The following is a 21,965-nucleotide window of genomic DNA, read 5'->3' on the forward strand; positions in this document are numbered from 1 at the left end:
CCGGTTCCCTTCCTTGCTGTCGTCCCGGCTCCACTGTCCTTCCGGCATACTTTAGTGCGAAGGGGCGCAAGCCGGCCAGCAGTCTGCATACGATTTGGGTTCGATGCGCAGTGTCGAAGGCAAAAAGCAGCGCGACCTCTCGCCCGAGGCTTTCGCCGAGTTGGCTGCCCGCTTCGCGCAGGTGACGCTGGACCTGGGAACCGGCGACGGTGCCTTCGTGCTGCGTCAGGCCCGTGCTGAACCGGACAGGCTCTGTATCGGACTGGACGCCGTGGCCGATGCCATGGCCGAGAGTGCGCGCCGGGCCAGAGCCAAACCCGCCAAGGGCGGAGCCGCCAACGCTCTCTACATCGTTGCAAGGGCTGAAGACCTGCCGGCGGAACTGACGGGGCGCTGCGACCTCATCACGGTCAACTATCCCTGGGGTTCGCTCCTGAAGGCCGTCACCCAGCCGCAGCCGGAGGTCCTGGCGGGCATTGCCGCCTGCGCCAGACCTGGGGCCCGGATCGCCCTGCTGATCAACCTGGCGCCCTTCGAGGATCCGGATCAACGAGACCGCCTGGGCCTCTGCGAGCTGGACGCGGAGCTGGCGGAACAGCGGCTCCGGCCGACCTATCGCGCCGCCGGCCTGGAGATCGACGGCATAGAGCTGCATCTCGGCGCCCTGCCGGAACGCACCTCCTGGGGCCGTCGGCTGGTCGTGGGAAGCCGACGAAAAACGCTGGAGATTACCGCGATTAAATCATCTTAATCAGATAATTACCTAGTCTTTTTGATCTTGCACGAGAGCATTGAAGACATCCCGCTTGGACAGCTGCTGGGTCTCCGCCAGAGCAGTGGCGAGGGTCTTGGTGGCGACGCCCGCAGCCTGCAGACGCTTGGCGAGCAGCGCGAGCTTGGGGTCCAGCACACTGGCATCTCCCAGCACGTTACTCTCCGCCACAACCAGCCAGGTCTCCTCCCGCGGCAGAGAGGTGTCCGCCAGAACCACCATGTCACCGCGTCGCAGCTCTTCCTGCGGACGGTTCGGCGCCGTGACGAGCGCCGCCGAGCGGTCGCCCAGGGCCTTCACCAGCAGAGGAAGCAGCCCCTCGCCTTGCCCGGCAGGCAAGGGCAGCAGCAGACCGGCGCCGGAGTCGGCGAGGCGTGCCAAGAGGTCGCGTCGCGCCGGCCGCCCGTTCGGCCAGCGCATCAGATGGCTCCAGTTGATAGCGGCAAGACCGGACAGGGCCCGCGCCCCTTCGGCAGCGGACCAGCCGCCGACCAGGGTGGTCTGTCCTCCAAGCTCCGCCACCGACCGCACAGCCTCAGCCTGGAGCGCGGGATCGCCGCTCTCCAGAAGCACACGACCGCCGGCCGAGATTTCGGCCTCCAGCCCGCCCAGACTTTCCGACAGATGCAGATCGGCCAGGGCCCGCGCGGCGGTCAAACGCGCATCCTCCCGCCCCTCCGGCCGGGCGAGGAAGAGCGCGCCCGACGGTAACTCCGCGCCCAAAGGCTGAATCCCGATATCGAGCCGCGCCTTCGGATTGGCCAGCGCGGCAACGAAAGCCCGGTCCAGATCGGCCGCCCCCTTGTCCGCCGCGAAGCCGAACGTCCGCCGCGCCAACGGTTGTTGCCGGCGACGCAGGATCAGCGGTTCACCAGGCAGCCAGGCCGGATTTAGGGTTGCCCTCAGTTGCTCCGTGACGCCCTGACAATCCAAGGAGATGGTCGCGGCGCCGCGCAGCCGGGCCAGAGCGTCCAGATCGCCCTGCAGGGCAACCCCGAGCACGCAGGTGCCGCGCGGGGTCAGATCCGCTTCGGAAACGAATTCCAGAGTCTTGGAATGGCTCGCCTTGACGTTGGAATGTCCGCTGGCAGTCAGGCTAAGGCCGAAAGGTGCTTGCATAGCCGCAGACTACCGAGAAAAAGCCGTGGCCGCACTTGATCTGCCGCCCTGGATCGGCTACATGGCGCGCTCTCTCGAAACATGTCAGCCATAGAGCACTCATGCCCACGATTAATCAGCTGATCCGCAAGCCGCGCAAGGACAAGGCCAGCGGAGACCGCAGCCTCGGCCTGGAAAATAATCCGCAGCTTCGCGGCGTCTGCACGCGCGTCTACACCGTGACGCCGCGTAAGCCGAACTCGGCGCTGCGCAAGGTCGCGCGCGTGCGCATGACCAACGGCCACGAAATCACCGCCTACATTCCCGGCGAGGGCCATAACCTGCAGGAGCACTCTGTGGTGCTGGTGCAGGGCGGCGGTCCGAACGACCTGCCCGGTGTCTATTTCCGCGTCGTGCGAGGTGCGCTGGACACCCAGGGCGTCAAGGACCGCAAGCAGAAGCGCTCCCGCTACGGCGCCACGCGCCCGAAGTAAGCGCGATCCCGGCGACAGGCGTCGCCGAAGAGAGTTTCCGACACTGCGCCGGCCTCACCGCCGGCGCAGTGTTTTTTGTACGTTTTCTTCACGATCTGTCGAGGCGGAAACGCGTTTCGACCGCCTCCAACAGATGAATCGCAAGTTCGGGATTTCTAGAGCAGGATCGCCTTAGGTGAAATCGTTCTGGCGATCCCACCTAAGGCGTGAATCCTACTCTAATCATAAGGTTTAGAGCGCGATCGTTTTTGACGGAAGCGAAGTCGCTTCCGTCAAAAACGATCGCGCTCTAGGCGGGCTGGCGAGAAACTGGCGCCGCACTGCGCTCAATCCATCGGCAAGCGCGTTGCCCAGAAGTCATACTCGTCGGCGTGGTCGATGCGAACCGGTACGATGTCGCCGGGCTTCAGGTCCGTCTCACCCTGCAGAAAGGTGATGCCGTCGACCTGCGGGGCGTCCCACTCGGTTCGGCCGATGGCCCCCTCCTCGTCCACCTCGTCGACGATCAGCCGAGTGGTGCGACCGACCCGTTTGGCCAAGGCGCGGGTCGAGATTTCCTGCTGCGCCAGCATCAGCCGTTCGTAGCGCTGCTGTTTGACTTCTTCCGGCACCGCCCCCGGCAAATCGTTCGCGCGGGCGCCTTCGACCGGCTCGTAGCGAAAACAGCCGACCCGCTCGATCTCCGCTTCCTCCAACCAGTCCAGAAGGAACTCGAAGTCGTCGTCGGTTTCACCGGGAAAGCCGACGATGAAGGTGGAGCGGATGGCGATGTCGGGACAGACCTGCCGCCAGCCCTTGATCCGGTCCAGCACCTTCTCCTGATTGGCCGGGCGGCGCATGGTCTTCAGGACGTTCGGGCTGGCGTGCTGAAAGGGAATGTCCAGGTAGGGCAGGATCTTGCCCTCCGCCATCAGCGGGATGAGCTGGTCGACGTGGGGATAGGGATAGACGTAGTGGAGCCGCACCCAAGCGCCCAGCTCGCTGATACGGCCCAGCCCCTCGCAGAGATCCTTGATCCTTGTCCGATAGTCCACCCCGTGCCAACTGCGAGGGTCGTACTTGGTGTCGAGCCCGTAGGCGGAGGTGTCCTGACTGACCACCAGCAGCTCGCGCACGCCGGTGCGCACCAACCGCTCGGCCTCGCTCAGCACCTCGTCGACCGGTCGGCTGACCAGATCGCCGCGGATCGAGGGAATGATGCAGAAGCTGCAGCGGTTGTTGCAGCCCTCGGAAATCTTCAGATAGGCGTAGTGGCGCGGCGTGAGCTGTACGGCGGAGGGCGGAACCAGCGAGGTGAAGGCATCCTGCTTCAGCGGCAGGGCCTCGCGCACGGCAGAGACCACCTGCTCGTACTGCTGCGGCCCGGTGATGGCGAGCACCTCCGGATGCGCTGCCATGATCCGCTCCGGCTCGACGCCCAGGCAGCCAGTGACCACGACACGGCCGTTCTCCGAAACCGCCTGGCCGATGGCGCCCAGGGACTCCTCCTTGGCGGAGGTCAGAAAGCCGCAGGTATTGACCACGACCAGATCGGCGCCGGGAACGTCGGCCACGATCTCGTAGCCCTCGGCCCGCAGGCGGGTCAGAATCCGCTCGGAATCCACCAACGCCTTACCGCAGCCTAGAGAGATGAAGCCGACCTTGCCGGCGTCCCGTCCAAGCGGTGCCACCGAGTCGCGAGGCTCGGTAAAGCTGGGGGTTACACGGTCGGCCGTCTGGCTGGTCATGGAAGGCAGGCTCTTTAAGGATTCACGCAGGCGTGGCGGGAGTTATGGGCGCCAGTCCACGGGGTTTCAAGCGCCCGGCGGCCGGCCGGTTTGGCGTCAGGCCTGCTCGGTTATAAGAGGTTCCCAGGCCCAGGTCGTCCCTTCCGGTCCGTCCATCAGGGCAACACCCTTGGCCAGCAGGGCGTCGCGAAGCGCGTCGGCCGCCGCGAAGTCCTTCGCCTTGCGCGCCTCCAGCCGCTCCGCGATGGCGGCCTCGATCTCCGCCTCTCCGATTGCCGCCGCCTTCGGCCTGACCGATAGCTCCGAGGCCTCGAGAGTCAGCAGTTCGAGACCGAGAACCATGTCGTAGCTGGCAACGAGCCGCAGGCGGTCCTCAGGCGCAAGCTGCTTGGTCTCGACCAGTTCCCCCAGATCGGCCAGCGCCCTGGGCGTCGCCAAGTCGTCGCTAACGGCCGCATCGAGCTTGTCGATCCAGCTCTGGGCGGCCTTGCTCAGCGGTCCCTCGATCTCCGCACGCAGATAGCTCAGCGACGCACCCTTGGAGTACTTGGCTTCGGCGAGCGTCCCTAGCCACTCCGTCGATCCGGCCTTGGCCTTCAGCTCGGCGATGCGCAGCAGCAGACGGCGGAGCTGCGCCCGGGCGGCCACCAGGGCATCCCAGGAGAACTCCAGCTGCGAGCGATAGGCGGCGGTCAGCGTGAAGAGCCGGTAGGCCAGCGGATGGATACCGTTGTCCAGCACGGTCGAGAGCGTCAGAAAACCGCCTTCGGACTTCGCCATCTTGCGGTCGCGCACCACTAGGAACTCGTTGTGCATCCAGTAGCGGGCACCGGTCGCCTCACTGCGGCAGAAGGCCTGGTTCTGGGCGATTTCGTTGCAGTGATGCACCTGCCGGTGGTCGACGCCGCCGGTATGGATGTCGAACTGCCGACCCAGATATTTCATCGACATGACGGAGCATTCGAGATGCCAGCCCGGCGCACCGACGCCCCAGGGCGAGTGCCACTCCATCAGCCGCTGGGCGTCCTCCGGCGAGCGCCGCCAGACGGCGAAGTCGCTTGGATGCCGCTTGCCGTCCGGCCCGGACACCCTCTTGCCTTCCTCCAGCCCCGCCAGGTCGAGGCGGCCCAGGTAGCCGTAGTCGGGCACCTTCGCGGTATCGAAGTAGAGACCGTCCTCCAGGGCGTAGGTGTAGCCGCCCTGCTCGATATCGCGGGTGAAGTCGATCATCTCCTGAATGTGATCGGTCGCCTTGCACCAGATCGAAGGCTCCAGGACGTTGAGCCGCGTGAGATCCCGCTCGAAGGCTTCGGTGTAGTGAGCGGCGATGTCCCAGACGGTCTTGCGCTCGCGCTCGGCTGCCCGCTCCATCTTGTCCTCGCCCTCGTCGGCGTCGGAGGTCAGGTGCCCCACGTCGGTGATGTTCATCACGTGGGTCAGGCCGTAGCCCTTCCACATCAGGGAGCGCCGCAAGGTGTCGACGAAGACGTAGGCCCGCAGATTGCCGAGATGCGCGTAGTTGTAGACCGTCGGACCGCAGGAGTAGATGCGCACGTTGCTCGGGTCGAGCGGCTCGAAGGCTTCGAGCTCGCGGGTCAAACTGTTGAAAAGCTGCAACGGGCGGGCGGTCATACGGCTGTCGGTTCCTCGGTAGGCAGTGCACCTGCGGACTGGTGAAGAGAGGCTGACGGGTACCGCCATCCCTCGACAGCTTGCTAGCTAACCAATCCGCCAGCAAAGTCCAACCGGAAAACCAGCCGGAAAACCGGAATGCGGTCAGTAGTCCCATTCCCAGCTGAAGCCGAGATTGCTGTCGCGCGTGGCGCCGCCGACCTCGCTCTCCAGCGTCAGGTTCGGGGTCACCTCCCACTCGACGACGGCGCTGGAACTGCCGGGCGTCGCGCCCTGACGGACACCGACGAAGATGTCGTCGGCCAGATAGCGTCCGGCCTCGAGCTGACCGAGCTCGTCCTCGCTGGCGCCCGGTGCGAGGGTCAGCACATCTACGCCCAGGGTCTGGCGCGCGACATCCAGAAGGCCGCCACCGCCGCCGCCCGTCAGCGTCGCCGCGGCCTGAGCCACCTGCACCGCCTGAGCCGCCGACAGCCGGGCCGTTCCCTCACCGAAGAGTATTCGCGCCAGGATCTCGTCGGTCGGATACTCGGGCTCGCTGGACAGCGAGAGGTTCGGCGCCGAAGCCGGTCCCGTGACCGAGATCCGGCCGGTGAAGCCGTCGGCGCGGTAGGCCGTCGTCAGGTCGAGCTGCGGGTCCAGATCGGCACCGCCTGCGAAGCTGATGCTCCCCCGTTCGAGCTCGAAGCGCCGGCCGGCGAGATCGAAGAAGCCCCGAACCGGCCGAAGGTCGCCGCGCAACTCCGGCGCAGCCGCCGTACCGGTCAGGCGGAAACGCCCCTCCCATTCCGAGTCCAGCCCCCGACCCCGCACGAACAGCCGATTGGGAATCTCGATGCCGACATCGAGCGCCAGGAAAGCGAGTCCGGGATCGGCTGCCGCCTGCCCCTCTTCCTCCGGCGGTTGGGGCCGGCCCGTGTTGATCTCCTCGACCTCAAGGGTCGCAACGCTGGGGGGCAGGTCGCCCGCCAAACTCACGTCGATCCGCTGCGGTTCGATCCGGCCGGTCAAAGCCGCCGAGTCGAGATCGCCGGACAGCGAGAGACTGGACCCGATCTCGGCGCTCAAGTCGTCTCGGCGGACCAGTCGCGCCGCGCTGCTCTCCGCCTCCACCTCGAACCGCGGCACCTCGCCGGCCAGATCGAGCCAGCCGGTGGCGCGCAAGCTGCCGCCGTTGCCGTCCCTTGCGGCGAACTCGCGCAGGACCAGGCGGCTGCCCTCCCCTTCGACGCTGAGGTTGAAGGGCTGCAGGAGCGTGCCGAGGGTGAAGTTCTCGTAGAGCCCATCGGTGATCGTCAAGGCACCGCTGGCCTGGGGATTGCCCAGAGTGCCCCGGAGAGTCATATCGAGCTCGCCCTGGCCCTCGATGCGCACGACGTCGACCGGCAGAAGTCCGACGACCGGCGCCAGCCTGCCGAACCAGCGGACCGAAGCCGAAACCGCTTCGTCTTGCGGAAAGGCCACACCGAGCGGCGCATCGCTGATCAGCAGCGGCAGCTCGGCCTGCGCCCGCAGGGATTCCTCCGCGAAACCGGAAAGCTGCGCCGTCGCGTTCAAACGGCCTCGGGTCAGCAGCCCATCCAGTTCCAGGGCCAGGGGCGGCGTCTCGGCCGCCACACGATCCGCGAAACGCAAACCCTCGGTGCGGAACCTGAAGCGCCCCTCCGGACGCGGAAGGCTACCGCTCACCGCCGCCTCGCCTTGCAACAGTCCCTCCAGCGGTAGCTCCGTTCCGGCAGCCTCAGCGAGCGAGAGAGGCAAGTCACGCGTCACCAGTCGCGCGTCGATCCGTCCGTTCGCGATCTCGGCGTCCAGATCCAGTTCGCCTTCGTTGAAACCGAGACGCAGACCTTCGACCGCTAGCTGCTCAGCGCCGAAGGTCAGTGTAGCAGGTTGGCGCAAGCGCATTTCCAGATCGCGGTAGCGCGCCTCCAGGCGCCCGATATCGAGCTGCTGCGGCCCCTCCAGGCCCGCCCGTCCCTCCAGAGCCAGCGCCAAGGGGCGCGGCTGCGGCCCGGCCATTGTGCCGTCGGCCTGCAGGGCAAGCGCGAGATCGGCAAGACTGCCGTCCGTCTCCAGCGTAACCGCGCTCAAGGTCACATCGCCGGCGCGCAAATCGCCCAGCCGCGCGGCGGCGCGTACGATCGGCCCACCCAGTAGGCGGTCGAGCGAGGCCGTGACCCGAGCCGTGCCGAGACCCAGCCCATCACCGAGACCGAGACCGCGCAGCCGCAGATCCAGCTCCGCCGCCTGATCGCCGTCCCGGGAGGTCAGATCGAGCTCGCCCTCGATACGTCCGCCGCTCAGCTCGGGCAGCAGCGCTCCATAGGCGGCGAGATCGGCAATCCGCAGCGCGAGACGGCCTTCGGCCAGAGGGCCGGCCAGGGGCATGGTCACGCGTCCGCCCAGACTGTCGCCACCCCTGGAGAGCCGAAGGTCGTCCAGCCGCAGGCGTTCGCCCTCGACCGCGACAGCGCTGCCGAGCGTCACCAAGCCCGCCGGAGTTGCCACCTCCAGATCCAGCCGTCCGATCAGCTCCGGCGGCAATCCGGTCGTTCGTCCGGTCAAGTTGAGGTCACGTAGCTCGCGTCCGTCGAAGACCAGCTGAGGTGCGCTCGCCTCCAGGGTCAACTCCGGGCGGTCGAGGCTGCCGGCCGCAGAGAGGTCGAGGCGCAACTGTCCCTCCAAGGGCAGCCCGGCGGCCTGCAGACGGCTGAGGTCGCCGAGACGCGCCGTCAGGCTCGCGGAGAGATCCTGGCCTTGCGCCACGCTGCGGCCCTCGCCCGCCAGCGACACGGCCGCGCCGTCGAGACTCAGACTCTGCAGGGTCAGCGCACCCTCGGGTCCCAGTTCCGCCTCGGTCCAGACTGTCGGGGTCGGCCCGAGCAGAACCTCAGCCTCCGGCAGTCCGAGCTGCAGCGCCTCGGCCCGACCGCTCAAGACCACCGAGAGAGCGCCGCCTTCGGCGAGGGAGAGGTAGGCGTCGCCCTGCCAGGCCCCCGCGAGGTCCAGGCCGGCAAGCGGCGCCAAGCGGGCGAGATCACCGTAGCTTAACGCCAAGGCAAGGTCGGCTGTGGAGTCGGAGATATCGAGCGCACCGTCGCCGGCCAGGGAGGCCGCTGGCGTTGTCGCGGTGAGAGCTTCCAGTTCGATGGTCGTCTGCGACGCCTGCCCCCGCGCCTGCAGGATCAGGCGGTCGCCGAGCGCCTCGGCCAGGCCGGGCGGTCCGGACAGCTCGGCCGCCTCCAGCTCCAGGCTGAAGGGCGCGGGCAGCGGTCCGGCCGCCTGACCGGTCAGGCGCAGCCGCTCGCTGGCGAAACCGGCCGCCTCCAGACCCTCCAGGTCGAGCGACAGCAGCAGCTCGGGCGCCGAGAGAGAGCCGCTAGCGACCGCCGACAGATGGCCGCCGGAAAAACGGGCCGGCGCCGTGAGACTGGCCAGGCCGGTCGGATCCTTGAGCGCGAGCTCGATCTGCGCCGACAGCTCTTCGCTCTCCAGGACGAGATCGGCGAAGCCCTCGATCGACGCGGCAGCGGTCTCCAGGCGCTCGATCTCCAGCGAGAGCGAGTCGCCGCTGCTGCCCACCAGGGCGAAGTCGAGCCGAGGGTCCAGAAGAGCACTCAGATCCGGCGGCAGCAGCGCGGCGAGGTCGGCTTGTCCCGTCAGGCGGAGGCGCGGCGGCTCCAGGCCCTCGATCTGCAGCAGGCCGGACGCGCTGGCGATATCGCCGGCCTCCACCGACCAGTCGCCGCGCCAGGTCTCCAGAGGCCCGGCTCCGCTCAACCGAACGGATAAGGGAGGCTGCCCCGGCAGGCCGAGCAGACGGGTCGCCGAGCCGCCGGCCGGCGCCGTGGCCTCGACCTCCGCTTCCAGGCGCCCACTTGGCGGCAAGTAGACCGCGCTGGCCTGGATCCGGCCCTCGCCGTCGAGACGCCGGACCTGCAGGCGAGACTCCAGGCGCTGCCTGTCTCCGGCCGCGACTTGGCCCTCGACGGCAAGCTCGAGACGCTCGCCCAAGAGCGCCTCGCCCAGTACGAGCCGCTCGACCGCCAGCCGCTCCAGGCGAAGCCCGATAGGCGGCGGCTGCGGCAGCAGCAGTTCCCCCGCAGTCTCCGGCGGCGGCTCCTCCGCCTCCGCCAGCGGCGTGCGGACCAGGTCCAGACGTCCCAGTTCCAGCGCCTCGGCGGCCAAGACCCCGCCGAACAGCGCCCAGGGATCCCAGGCGAGGCGGCCGCGATCCAACGACAACCAGGTCCCCTGCTCGTCCGACAAGGTCACATCGGACAAGACGGTCTCGAAGGGCGGCAGTCCCTCCAGGCTCCCGATTTCCAGCCCGGGCAGAGCGCCTTCGGCGAGCCCGACCGCGAAGTCGCGACCCGGGCCCGTCTGCAAGGCGGCCAGGGCCAGGGCAAGCAGCGCCACCGGCAGAAGGACCAGAGCCGCCAGACCGCGCCATAACCAGCGTCTCCGACCCTTCGGCGGCCGGTCGGGCGCGAGCCGCGGGCCGGCCCTCAAGTCGTTCTCCGCCATCTCAGAAAGCCTGTCCGATGGAGAGATAGAACTCGAAAGCGTCGTCGTTGTTCCGTGGATTCAGAGGGACCGCCACATCGAGCCGCAACGGCCCGATGCCCAGGTCGTAGCGAAGACCGAGACCCGCCGCCCACTGCCAATCGAACTCGCCGTCCGGCAAGGTATCCTCGAAGACCTGTCCGCCGTCCAGGAAGGGGACGATGCCGATGGTGTCGGTCAGACGCAGCCGCGCCTCGATCCCGATCTCCGCGACCGACCGGCCGCCTTCCGGGTCGCCGTCTTCGTCCTGGGGACCGATGGCGCGGAACTCGTAGCCGCGCACCGAACCGCCGCCGCCGGAGAAGAAGCGACGGCTGGCCGGCACGGTTGAGGTCTCCTCCAGGAAAAGCGCTCCGAGACGCGCGCGCCCCGCGAAGGTGACCCAGTTGCTCTCGAAGGGACTCCAATAGGTGGCGGCGCTGGTCTCCCCGACCAGGAACTGGCTTTCGCGCTCTCCGATGCTGACCCAGGGCGCGGCACCGAAAGTCACATGCACGCCTCGGGTCGGGTCCAGCAGATCGTCGCGGGTATCGTAGATCACGCTGCCCGGCAGCCCGACCAGCGTGAAGCGGTCGGTGCCGAAACTGTCGGTCTGCTCGCTGAACTCGATGGCGGTGTCGAGCGCCACCGTCCAGTTCTCGCCGATCGACCGCTCAACGCCCAGGGAGGCGGCCGCCGTGGTTTCGTCGAAGGCATCGCTTTCCTCGCGTCGAAACGACGATCGAGCGACCAGCGCCTGATTCAGTCGCAGAAAGGCCGGCCGCCGGAAGGTCGCGCGGGCTTCCTGCCGCAGGAAGGAGCCGAGCGCCTCCAGCCGCAGGGACTCGCCGTTGCCCAAGAAGTTGCGATGCTCCCAACTGAGCTTTGCGCGCGCAATCTCCTCGCCCGACGTCACGGCCGCGCCGACGCCGATGGTCCGATGCGGGCGTTCCCTGAGCTCCAAGGTGACCGGCACCGCACCGTCGGTTGCCGGGACGACGTCAGGATAGTCGAGCAGCACACTTTCGAAGAGGTCCGTGGCGGCAACGCGGTTGCGCAGGGCAACCAGGATCCCGCTGTCCCAGAGGGCGCCCTCCGGCCAGTCGGCAAGTTTGCGGATGTAGGACTCCTCCACCTCATCCAGCCCTTCGATGGCAAGGGGACCGAGAAAGACCCGGGGGCCGGGCTCGACCACCACGCGCGCGGTCAGTTCGCTACTGGCGTGGTCGGCTCGGTACTGGGTCTCGGCGATCGCGGCGTAGGGATAACCGGCGCGCGGCAGTACCCTTAGTAACCGACTCTCGGCAGCCTGCAGCGGTGCGGCCCTTGCCGGCATGCCGACCTGCAGATCGAGATCCGCCGGACCGCGCGGAATGGCACGCCGGTCGTCCGCTCTCGAAGAGTCCGGCGGCGAGGGTTCGGAGGGACGATAGACGACGGCGTAATCCGCTAGGGTGAATTGCGGACCTGGCTCCACCGTAATCGTTACCTCGGCCGGACTGCTGTCGGTGTCTATCTCTGTCGAAAGTGTGGCGGCGTAGTACCCCTCGGACTTCAGCGCCGCTTCCAAGCGAGTCGTTTCGTCAGCGACGCGCCCACGCAAGGCGGCCGGAGTGGCCGGCGGCCGCTCGCGCAGCGCCTTGAGTTGTGAGACTTCATCGAAGAGCGCGCGCAGTTCCGTCGAGAGGTCGCCGACCAGTGTGAAGCGATAGTCGACGCCCGTGCGTTCCGGCTCATCCGGCTCCTCGCGCTGACTGCCGAGCTCGGGCCTGGGATCCGTATCGGCCGCCGAAACCGCCGGTGCGGTACCAACCAGGATAAAGCCGAACGCCAAGAAAAGCAGCGCCGCCACGCAATCCGCGCGACGACGACGACCGCCCCCTGCAACCCAGCCCCAAAGACACATGGCGCGACCGTACGGGACTGACGCCTGAAAACCAACAAATCTGCGGTCGCTCGGCGGGGGATTTAAACACCAGCAGTCTGCTGAGAAAAACACCATAGAACGTCGCTGCCATCGTCGAAAAAGTCGCCTGAGGTCAAGGCCCTCAAGCCACTCGCCCGCAATCTTGTCACTTGAGCGGCCTAAACGCCCAACTGTCCAGCTTGCGGGAGAACCAGGCATGCCAGTCTGCCAGGACAGCCTCATCAACGCCCTGGAAGGGCTTTCCGCGCCGGTCGAGCGCGCTCGCGGCCTGCCGGGCTGGATGTTCGGCGACCCGGAGCTCTACAGGCTTGAACAGGAAAGGGTCTTCGCGAGTTCCTGGGTCTGCGTCGGCGCCGAGGACGATCTGCCGCGCATCGGCGATGTGCTGCCGATCGAGGTCGCCGGACGGCCCCTGTTCCTGGTTCGCGATCAAGGCGGCTACCTTCGCTGCTTCCACAATATCTGCAGCCATCGCGGTGCGCTGCTGGTCAGCGATCCGGGGCGTCGCAAGGTCATCGCCTGCCCCTACCATGCCTGGACCTACGGGCTGGACGGAACGCTCAAGAAGACGCCGCATATCTGCGGTCACGGCGTCCACGACTCGCCGAGCCTGGACCGCTCGCTGCACGGCTTGAAGCCGGTCCGTTGCGCCACCTGGGCCCGGCTGGTCTTCGTCAACCTGGACCCGCTCGCGCCCTCGCTGGACGAGGAGCTAGCTCCGCTGGCCGAGCGCTGGTCCGCCTACGACTTCTCGTTGCTTCGTTTCGCGAGCGCCGAGGACTTCGTGCTGCCCGCGAACTGGAAGCTGGCCATCGAGAACTTCGTCGAACGCTATCACCTACCCTGGGTACATCCCGCCCTGAACGGCTTCTCAGGTATCGACCATTCCTTCGAGCTGTTCGGCGAGCGCTTCGTCGGCGTCGGCAGCCGCAAGGTGACGCCGCCTCGCCCGCATGGACCGCTGCCGACTTTCCCGAACCTCCCAGACGCCCTGCTTCAGCGCGGCGAGTACCCCGCGCTCTTCCCCAACGTGCTGCTCGGCCTGCATTGCGACTCCCTCTTCGCCTACGTGCTGACGCCCAATGGGCCCAACGAGACGCGCGAACGCCTCTACCTATTCAGCGTCGGCGAAGAGTCCCTGGCGCCGCGCTACGCGGAGGCAAGAGCGGCGATGCACAAGATCTTTGCCGACGTCAACCGCGAGGACATGGACATCGTCAGCCGTCTGCATCGCGGCTGCGCCTCGCCGGCCATGACCGGGGCGGTCTTCTCACCCGTTTTCGAAAGGACCAGCCAGGCGTTCCAGCGCATGGTGGCCGAGCGGCTCGCGGAGCCGCGCGAACCGCAGACCGTCTCCGCTGGGTCGACGGCCTGAAACGAACTCTATTTCTCTAGCTTAAATCCAGAGCCTTGGCATGGTGGGCCAAGTGGTCCGCCATGAAGGTGGCGATGAAGTAGTAGCCGTGGTCGTAGCCAGGGTGCCGCCGCAGGTCCAGGGGATGGCCGGCCTCCCTGCAAGCGGCCTCGAAGACGTCGGGGTTGAGCTGCTCCGCAAGAAACTGGTCCGCCTCACCCTGGTCGATCAGCAGCGGCAGACGCTCCGCGGCCTGTTTCACCAGTTCGCTGGCGTCGTAGGCCGACCAGGCCCCGCGATCCTCGCCTAGATATCCGGTGAAGGCCTTCTCGCCCCAGGGACAGCGTAGGGGCGCGGCAATCGGCGCGAAGGCGGAGACGGATCGGTAGACTCCGGGATTCCTGAGGGCGCAGATCAACGCACCGTGCCCGCCCATGGAATGCCCGAAGATTGAACTGCGCGCGGGATCGGCCGGAAACTCGGCCGCGATGAGAGCCGGCAGTTCCTGAGTCACGTAGCTGTACATGCGGAAGTGCCGCGCCCAGGGCGCGACCGTCGCATCGACGTAGAAGCCGGCACCGGAGCCGAAGTCCCAGTCGCCGTCGCGATCGGGCGGCGCAACCCCGCGCGGCGAGGTGTCCGGACAGACCAGCATGAGACCGTAGTCGGCCGCGAGACGCTGGGCGCCCGCCTTGATCATGAAGGTCTCTTCGGTGCAGGTGAGGCCGGCCAGATAGGTCAAGGTCGGAACCTTTCCGGAGCGTGCCTGCGGCGGGAGAAACACCGAGAAGTTCATCTCCGTTGCCGTCTCGGCCGACTCGTGACTGTAGAACCCCACCGTCCCGCCGAAGCAGGCATGCTCGCTGCGCAGCGTCACTGCCATCGCCGCAGATCTCCCGTTTCTTTTTTAGAGCGCAATCGTCTCAGGCGTCAGCTTCGTATCAGCTGTAGGTCAGTACGCTGCGGATCGACTCGCCACGGTGCATCAGATCGAAGGCCTCGTTGATCTCGGCGTGCGGCAGCACATGGGTGATGAGATCGTCGATGTTGATCTTGTTGTCCATGTACCAGTCGACGATCCGGGGCACGTCGGTGCGTCCCCGCGCGCCGCCGAAGGCCGTACCTTTCCAGATGCGTCCGGTGACCAGCTGGAAGGGCCGCGTCGCGATCTCCTGCCCGGCCCCAGCGACGCCGATGATGATCGACTCGCCCCAGCCCTTGTGGCAGCACTCCAGCGCCTGACGCATCAGCTCGACGTTGCCGATGCACTCGAAGCTGTAGTCGGCCCCGCCGCCGGTCAGTTCGACCAGATGCCCCACCAGATCGCCCTCGACCTCCTTCGGATTGACGAAGTGGGTCATGCCGAACTTGCGGGCGATCTCCTGCTTGGCCGGATTGACGTCGACGCCGACGATCATGTTCGCGCCGACCAGCTTGGCGCCCTGGATGACGTTGAGACCGATACCGCCCAGGCCGAAGACCACGACGTTGGCGCCCGCCTCCACCTTGGCCGTGAAGATCACCGCGCCGATGCCGGTGGTCACACCGCAGCCGATGTAGCAGACCTTGTCGAAGGGCGCGTCGGAGCGGATCTTGGCAAGCGAAATCTCCGGCAGCACCGTATGATTCGCGAAGGTCGAGCAGCCCATGTAGTGCAGGAGAGGCTTGCCATCCTTGGAGAAGCGGCTGGTGCCGTCAGGCATCACGCCCTGCCCCTGGGTGGAGCGGATCTTCTGGCAGAGATTGGTCTTGGGGTTGAGGCAGTAGTCGCACTCGCGGCATTCCGGGGTGTAGAGCGGGATCACATGGTCGCCGGGCTTCAACGACGTGACGCCAGGTCCCACCTCCTGCACGATGCCGGCGCCCTCGTGACCCAGGATGGTCGGGAAGGCGCCTTCGGGATCGGCTCCGGACAGGGTATAGGCGTCGGTATGGCAGACGCCGGTGGCCTTGATCTCGACCAGCACCTCGCCGGCGCGCGGTCCCTCCAGGTCGACCTCTTCGATCTGCAACGGCTTGCCGGCCTCGTAGGCCACGGCGGCAACGGTCTTCACGGACTTCGATCTCCCTCGATACCAGTGTTTCGGCAAAGGCCGGTGGGCCGGCCTCGCCTCGGTATGGCTTGGCGGGGAGTGTGCCGTCAGATGAGCGCCGCGTCGATGCCCGAAAAGAGGGTCAGTAGGGAATGCGTGCCCCGTCCCAGGCGAAGAGGCCGCCGCTGTCGCCGTCCTTGAGACCATCCAGCACCGCCAGCAGTTTCGCCGCCGAGAAATCCGGCGAGAAAAGCTGGCCGTCCGGCACGTTCCGTTGGAAGGGTTTCGACAAACCGGTATCGACCGTGCCCGGATGCAGACCGACACAGAAGGCCGTCGGATTGCGCCGCGCCAACTCGATGGCGAAGGTCCGCAGCAGCTGGTTCAGGGCCGCTTTCGAGGCCCGGTAGCTGTGCCAGCCGCCGTAGCGGTTGTCTTCGATCGAGCCGACCCGCGCCGACAGGGCCGCGAAGGCGGCGCGCCGGTCACGGTCCAGCAGCGGCAGGAAGTGCTTCGCGGCCAGGGCCGGTGCCACGGTGTTGATGCGATAGACCTCGGCCATGGCCTGCGGGTCCAGATGGCGCCAGGTCTTTTCCGGCGACACGCCCAGCTTCTCGTCCTGCAGAACGCCGACGGCGACCAGCACGAGTTGCAGCGCGCCCGTCGCCGACCCGACCTCCCGGGCCGCCGCTTCGACACTCCACTCCTCGGTCAAGTCACAAGCCTGCCAGACGGCCTTGCCCGGCAGCGCGGGCGGCGGCTGGCGCGACAGAGCGTGAACCCGCGCCACGGCCGGGTCGGACGCCAGGGCCGCCACAAAGGCGGCCCCGATGCCACCGGTCGCTCCGAACACGGCGACCTCAAGATCCTGGCCGTAGCTGCCGAGGCCTCCGTCCGTCTCGGAAAGTGTCATGACCGCGCCTCCAGTCCTGCCTGCTCCAGGATAGCCTCAGCCATTGCGAGGCCGCTGTCGTAGGCCGCTTCGACGCGAGCGCCAAGACACCAGTCACCGCCGACAAGGATGCGTCCCGCATCCAGGAAGAGGCGACCCAAGGGCATCACGGTCCGGGCGTAGCGCCAGCGATGCGCCGCCGCGTAGCGCGTCGGCGGCAGCGGCTGGGGATCGGCCAGATCGGCGAAGGCGGCCATCAGCTCCAGAAGAACCTCGGAGGGCTCGCGCTCCAGCTGCGCCGTCGACCAATCCGGCGCGCCGTGCAGCACCCAGGTGTCTACATCTGGGTCCCGTCCCGGCTTGGAGGCGTTTCGGGCCACCCAGGCAAGCGGGCCGGCTTCGCTGCTTCGCCAGACGTCGAAAGCGACCTCAAGGGGCCTCTCGAAAGCCAGCATGACCGACCAGCAGGGGGCGATCTGAACGGCGGAAAGGAGGTTGGTCTCCGGACGGCCGGCCAGAAGGTCGGCAGCCTGGCGCGGCGGGATCGCCAGCACCAGCCGGTCGAAGGGGCCGACCGACTGGCCCTCCTCCAGACCAAGCTCGATGTCCTCGGGCCCCTCCGTCACGGAAACGACGCGAGTCGCGCGCCGAACATCGAGTCCTTCGGCGAGCGGGCGAAAGAGCGCCGTCATACCAGGCGTGCCGACCCACCAGGTGTCATCGGCCGCTCCCGCCTTGGGGGCGAGGTCCCGAGGCTGCCACGCCGTCACACTCCCCGCTTGCTCAAGCTCCTTCAACACGGCCCGAAAGGCATCCGAACGCGCGATGACGTACTGCGCGCCGTGGTCGAAGCCGAGATCACCTTCGGCCCGCCGCGTGGCAAGGCGCCCGCCCAGCCCTCGGCTTTTCTCGAAAACGGTTACCGTGGCCCCGGCGGCGGCCAAATGCCGCGCAGAGATCAGGCCGGCAAGGCCCGCGCCGACAACCGCGACGGAGAGAGTCATGCGCTGGACCACCTTCTCGACGATAGCAACGGCTGCCGACCTATTTTTCGTGAAGATCGGACGGCGATCAACGCCGCGGCCGCAGAGGAAAGGTCAGGCACCGGGACGTCTGGAGAGTGGCTGCCGCTGACATCGATCATGCAGCGGAGATATGGCCGGAGCGCGCGCCGGCCAGTCCGCAAGACGGCAAGAGGCGACAAAAGGACAAGGTCAGCCCTGTGCCTGTTCCTTCTTGAGGAAGTGCTCGAGCCGCACGACCTTGGCGTCCGAGATGAACATCACGCCGGTATTCTTCTCAAACAGCGGCTTCAGACCAGCCGCGACGCGGCGGATGGTGTCGTCGCTGGCAACGGCCATAAACATGACCAGGCTGGCCTGATCGTTGAACAGCAGCCGGCCCTCGTGGAAACCGTGCTCGCCCATGCCCGCGACATCGCGCACCAGGGTGTAGCCCTTGGCCCCGGCGCGGTCGAGCAGATCGGCAACGAACTGCTTCTTGTCGCCCTTGACGATGATCTCGATCTTCTTGAGCGGGTGGAAGACCAGATCGGGATCGGTGTTTTCGATGGTCATGGCGTCCGTCTTTGTTCTGCGTTGCGCGGATGGGAAACGTTAGGCGACTTGCGGTGCCGAGTCCGCGATCTTCGGCGAGCTGCCAGTTGCGGCCCTGTCGGAGACCTCCGCCCAGGTCCCGCTGCGGTCGCGACGAGACAGCAGCCCGGTTTCCGGATCCAGAACCGCAAGGGAAACCCAGCCGTTGCCGAAGAGAGTCTGCAGGATATCGTTCCGTCGGACCACCGCTTCGACCCGCGCCAAAGGCGCCTCGACAACCGTCATCAGGCGCAGGGGCTCGTGATAGGTCTGGTCATCCGCGGCCATCACGGACTGCGCAGGCAGCCCGGTCATGAGGTCGCTGGCGTTGCCCTGCATCACGCCGAAGGTACCGACCACGTTGTGGGTGACCTTCGACCCGGCACCGTAGGCGACGTTGTCGACGGTGGAGAAGTAGTACTGGGTGTTGATCCATTCGGCCACGACCATGGGCGCCGTCAGGATCACCTCCAGCGCCTGCCCCTCGGCATCGTTCTGCCAGTCGTAGGAATGCAGGAAGCTGCGCCCCTGCAGGTCGAGCGGGCGGGTCAAGGCGCGATGTCCCACGATGAAGGCGGCGTTGCGCGCCAGGCCCCACTCCGGCCGCACCTGCGCCCAATCTGTCGCGCGCGCGCCCACCGCCAAGAGACTATCGCCCCTCGCGCCCGGTAGCTGCCGACAACGTTCGGCCGCTGCCGCCTTCCGCGCCCGCGCCAGATCGCCGAGCAGGGCGGCGAAGAGATCCGGGTGGGCCGCCCGCCCCGCCTCGGGATCGAACAGCACCATCTCGTCGGTTGTCGTGTTGTGTTCTGCGGCGAGGAACAGCGTCGCCTCCGGCACCTGGATCCCGCGCTCGGACAGCCCGCGCCGAACCAGAGGGTCGTTCAGAATGGCGGCCATGACGCGGGCGTTGGGCCCGCCGTGATTGCCGCCGCAAGCGCCGCAGTCGAGGCCGGCGGCGAAGGGATTGTTGACAGTCTGACCGCCGTGGCCGCAGAGCAGGACCAGCGGCGCGAAGTCCCGGGTCAAGCCCATGATGTTGAGCGAGGCCTCAGCATAGAAGACCCGCTCCGCGTCGCTGAAGCCGGACAGGTCCTCCTCACGTGGACCGCAGGCGGAGAGCGCGATCTGCGGCGCCAGTTGAGCGTCTGGACTGATCCGGCGGCGAAGACGGGCCAGCAGAGCCGCGAAGCGCCGCGGCAGCAGCGTGCGTCCCGCCATCGCCAACCCGAACAGGCCGCCGACCGTCTCGACGAAGGCGAAGGGCGTGGCGATGCCGTCTTTGAGTTGAGAGATCAAGCTCTTGGCGCCGCGCAGTTGGGCAAGACCCTGGAGATGCCGCTCGGCGTGATGCTCGCATCCAGCAACCGGCCGGTCCTGAACGAGATGCTTCGGCTCAAGCAACACCGGGCAGGAGGCGACGGCCGTCGCCTCGCCAAAGGCCTGATGCGCGATCGGCAGGCCGAAGAAGCCGGCAAAGCCGAGCGTTTCATAGGGCCCGCTTCGCTCCAGGTGACGGCGGAAGACCTCGGAGCGAACGTCGATACAGAAGATAAGCTGCGCCGCGGGTAGACCAGCGGAGGGCGCCCTGGTCCGGGCGACCTCCCGCAAGCGCGCGAGCAAGGGACGACGGTAGCTCTCCTCCCAAGCTTCCAGCCAGACCGCACCGTCGGGCACCAAGGTTTCGTTCGCGGCCGAGGCTGGCTTGAGATCCCCGTATTGGGACGAGAGCGCCAGGCGCACGGCCAGATAGTCGACCAGCGTAATCGGTGCGGCCTTCTGCCAGGGATGTCCGCGCTGGCCGGACCGCCACTTGACGTAACCGGACCAGCCGGGCAGCGCGGCCAGCTGCGCGGTGACGTGCGCTTCCCGCTCGCTCTCGGGCACCTCGGCCATCATCGCAGCGAGGGCGGCCAGCGAGTCGTCGGGCAGAGCGGCGATCCGGGTTCGCTCCGGAAGGTCGCGATCATAGACGGCCAGAGCCCGCCATGCCCGCCAGAAGCCCCGGTCCCGCCCGGGCATCGGCCAGCCCGCCTGCCCTTCCTCAAGAAAAGCCGCGAGCCACTTGATCAGCGCGCGGTTGACCTGGGCCGTTGACCCCTCCGGCTCAACCGCTGCCGCTGCCCTCTCCGGCGACCCTTTCGGCGCCTCGGCCGGTCCATCTCGCAGCAGATCCGGCCGCTCGTGACGCTCGGCGACCTCCTGCAGTATGCCTCGGTCGATGCGGCCGTCGGCCAGGGCCTGACGGATCGCTGCGGCGGTCGGATAGCCACGCCCGCCGAAGAGATCCGTGCCGAGTTCGACCGCCTGCTCGAAGGACAGGCTTTCAAGGCCCTGGATGGGGTTGGCCGCGATGAAGCTCTGCAGCGGCCAGTAAGGCGTAATGCTGGCGGCGGCGTTTTCGAGTTGGGCGAGAAGCCTTGCTTGATCAGGCACGATAGGCCTCCCGACGGGCAGTCACGGTGGCGGAGGAGGGCTGGGCGGCGCTCAGGAGGCGCGTGTAGAGCCAGCCGCTCTTGCGATGCAGGCCCGCACCGAAGCAGATCCAGCCGGCGGCGAAAACAAGGGCCACGACGACCTCAAGGCCACCGAGAGGACGCGGTGCCGTGGTGCCGGGCACGCCGGCCAGTAGGACCTCAGCCAGCGCGACGGTCGCACCGTAGACGAGAGCCGCCAGGCCGAGCAGCAGCGGCAAGGCGACCAAGCGGGCGGCGACGGAGAGATGGCTCCAGGCCTTGAGCGAGAGCGCAGCCTGAGCGGCCGCCAGCACCGCGAAGACCACCAGCAGCAGGCCGGAGTCCGCCGGCCAGAGCGCCTTGCCGCTGACGAAAGCGAACAGCAGGCCGGCGACCAGGGCGGCGGGCAGTGCGATGGCGAGCCCGGCGAGGTCGAGTCCGGGCTTGCCCTTCTCCGGGGCCACCCGGCGCACCGCCGAGCCGGCACCCAGGAAGAGGCTGGCCTTGAAGAGGCCGTGCAGAAACAGATGCGCCATAGCGGCGGCGTAGAAGCCAAGACCGCACTGCATGACCATGAAGCCCATCTGCGCGACCGTGGAGGCGGCCAGACCGCGCTTCACGTCGGACTGGACCAGGGCAAAGAGACTGCCCGCCAAGGCGCTGGCCGCGCCCAGCAGGAAGACCAGGGTGAGCACCTCGTCCTGCGCGGTAAAGGCAGGCGCGAAGCGCGCCAGCAAGATCCCGCCGGCATTGACCAGTCCCGCATGCATGAAGGCGGAGACCGGGGTCGGCGCGGTCATGGAGGAGAGCAGCCAACCATGGAAGGGAAAGAGACCGCACTGGATCGCGGCGGCGAGCAGCAGCGGCAGCAACGCCGCTGCCAGCACCAGGCCGGAGAGCGTCGGAGCGACGGCCACGACAGCGAAAATCGAGGTCTCCCCGGTGGCGATCGCCAGGATCGCAAAGCCCGTGGCCAGGGCGGCCGCACCGCCCAGAAACCACAAGCGGCAGAGACGTGCCGCCGCCCGTGCCTGCGGCCAAGCCCGGACATGACCGATCAGATCGGCCAGCAGCAGGCCCATGACCGCCCAAGCCAGCAGAAAGACCAGCAGATGGTCGGCGGCAATCAGCAGCAGCACGACCAGGGTCAGGGCCATCAGACGGAGGAAGAAGGCGGCGATCCGTCGGTCGCCGTTCATGTATCGCAGAGAAAAGGCATGCACGATGCCGCTAACGAAGGTCACCGCGACGGCCAGAAAGAGCGTCAGCGCATCGATCCTCAGAGGGCCCGCCGTCCAAGCCGCGCCGTCCGAGACCCAGAGACCCATTGCCGCCAGCAGACTGCAAGCAAACAGCAGCCACACGAGATACGTCAGCGCTTGACCCATGGACGACCTACCCACCTGACCTGCAATCAATGGCGGGCCGAGCCCCCAT

At 67.4% G+C, this 21,965-nt stretch carries 15 protein-coding genes; 3 read left to right on the top strand and 12 right to left on the bottom strand.

Annotation, left to right across the window (positions count from 1 at the left end; all coding sequences use genetic code 11):
* Window positions 1-103 precede the first annotated feature (103 nt).
* Window positions 104-751, top strand: coding sequence for a class I SAM-dependent methyltransferase (locus tag ACO054_RS09710; protein WP_421710235.1), 648 nt, complete (start codon window positions 104-106; stop codon window positions 749-751).
* A gap of 12 nt (window positions 752-763) precedes the next feature.
* Here ACO054_RS09710 and ACO054_RS09715 read toward each other — a convergent pair whose 3' ends face one another.
* Window positions 764-1,891, bottom strand: coding sequence for a DUF371 domain-containing protein (locus ACO054_RS09715; RefSeq protein ID WP_421710236.1), 1,128 nt, complete (start codon window positions 1,889-1,891; stop codon window positions 764-766).
* A gap of 101 nt (window positions 1,892-1,992) precedes the next feature.
* Between ACO054_RS09715 and rpsL the strand changes: the two genes are divergently transcribed.
* Window positions 1,993-2,364 carry a 30S ribosomal protein S12 gene (rpsL, locus tag ACO054_RS09720; protein ID WP_421710237.1) on the top strand — a complete coding sequence of 124 codons (372 nt, stop codon included), beginning with the start codon at window positions 1,993-1,995 and terminating at the stop codon, window positions 2,362-2,364.
* 326 nt (window positions 2,365-2,690) lie between these two features.
* On the opposite strand, the gene rimO is transcribed toward rpsL, so the two are convergent.
* The 4 genes from rimO to ACO054_RS09740 form a co-directional block, all read right to left on the bottom strand.
* On the bottom strand, window positions 2,691-4,091 hold the full coding sequence (gene rimO, locus ACO054_RS09725; protein ID WP_421710238.1) for a 30S ribosomal protein S12 methylthiotransferase RimO: 1,401 nt from the start codon (window positions 4,089-4,091) through the stop codon (window positions 2,691-2,693).
* 96 nt (window positions 4,092-4,187) lie between these two features.
* The gene (cysS, locus tag ACO054_RS09730; protein ID WP_421710239.1) at window positions 4,188-5,723 is read right to left on the bottom strand and encodes a cysteine--tRNA ligase; all 1,536 of its coding nucleotides are present in this window, start codon (window positions 5,721-5,723) and stop codon (window positions 4,188-4,190) included.
* 144 nt (window positions 5,724-5,867) lie between these two features.
* Entirely contained in the window at window positions 5,868-10,253 is a 4,386-nt protein-coding gene (locus ACO054_RS09735) for a translocation/assembly module TamB domain-containing protein (RefSeq protein ID WP_421710240.1), read from the bottom strand.
* A 1-nt stretch (window position 10,254) separates the two neighbouring features.
* A complete protein-coding gene (locus ACO054_RS09740) occupies window positions 10,255-12,123 on the bottom strand; it encodes an autotransporter assembly complex protein TamA (protein ID WP_421710241.1) in 1,869 nt (622 codons plus the stop codon).
* Window positions 12,124-12,394: 271 nt separating this feature from the next.
* On the opposite strand from ACO054_RS09740, the gene ACO054_RS09745 reads away from it, so the two are divergent.
* Window positions 12,395-13,573, top strand: coding sequence for an aromatic ring-hydroxylating oxygenase subunit alpha (locus ACO054_RS09745; RefSeq protein WP_421710242.1), 1,179 nt, complete (start codon window positions 12,395-12,397; stop codon window positions 13,571-13,573).
* A gap of 16 nt (window positions 13,574-13,589) precedes the next feature.
* Here ACO054_RS09745 and fghA read toward each other — a convergent pair whose 3' ends face one another.
* From fghA to ACO054_RS09780, 7 genes are all read right to left on the bottom strand, one after another.
* On the bottom strand, window positions 13,590-14,435 hold the full coding sequence (gene fghA / locus ACO054_RS09750) for an S-formylglutathione hydrolase (RefSeq protein WP_421710243.1): 846 nt from the start codon (window positions 14,433-14,435) through the stop codon (window positions 13,590-13,592).
* Between the two features lie 58 nt (window positions 14,436-14,493).
* Entirely contained in the window at window positions 14,494-15,606 is a 1,113-nt protein-coding gene (locus ACO054_RS09755; RefSeq protein WP_421710244.1) for an S-(hydroxymethyl)glutathione dehydrogenase/class III alcohol dehydrogenase, read from the bottom strand.
* A gap of 121 nt (window positions 15,607-15,727) precedes the next feature.
* Complete coding sequence (locus ACO054_RS09760; protein WP_421710245.1) at window positions 15,728-16,498, bottom strand: SDR family NAD(P)-dependent oxidoreductase; 771 nt, start codon at window positions 16,496-16,498, stop codon at window positions 15,728-15,730.
* The gene (locus ACO054_RS09765) at window positions 16,495-17,481 is read right to left on the bottom strand and encodes an NAD(P)/FAD-dependent oxidoreductase (protein WP_421710246.1); all 987 of its coding nucleotides are present in this window, start codon (window positions 17,479-17,481) and stop codon (window positions 16,495-16,497) included. The genes ACO054_RS09760 and ACO054_RS09765 overlap by 4 nt, the downstream gene beginning before the upstream one ends.
* 210 nt (window positions 17,482-17,691) lie before the next feature.
* On the bottom strand, window positions 17,692-18,054 hold the full coding sequence (locus tag ACO054_RS09770; RefSeq protein ID WP_421710247.1) for a DUF190 domain-containing protein: 363 nt from the start codon (window positions 18,052-18,054) through the stop codon (window positions 17,692-17,694).
* Between the two features lie 39 nt (window positions 18,055-18,093).
* On the bottom strand, window positions 18,094-20,508 hold the full coding sequence (locus tag ACO054_RS09775) for a DUF2309 domain-containing protein (RefSeq protein ID WP_421710248.1): 2,415 nt from the start codon (window positions 20,506-20,508) through the stop codon (window positions 18,094-18,096).
* On the bottom strand, window positions 20,501-21,916 hold the full coding sequence (locus ACO054_RS09780) for a proton-conducting transporter membrane subunit (RefSeq protein WP_421710249.1): 1,416 nt from the start codon (window positions 21,914-21,916) through the stop codon (window positions 20,501-20,503). Before ACO054_RS09780 ends, ACO054_RS09775 begins: the two co-directional genes overlap by 8 nt.
* Window positions 21,917-21,965: the final 49 nt, after the last annotated feature.

The organism is Algihabitans sp. (genome assembly GCF_965226985.1).
In the GTDB taxonomy this organism is placed as follows: Bacteria; Pseudomonadota; Alphaproteobacteria; order Kiloniellales; family DSM-21159; genus Algihabitans.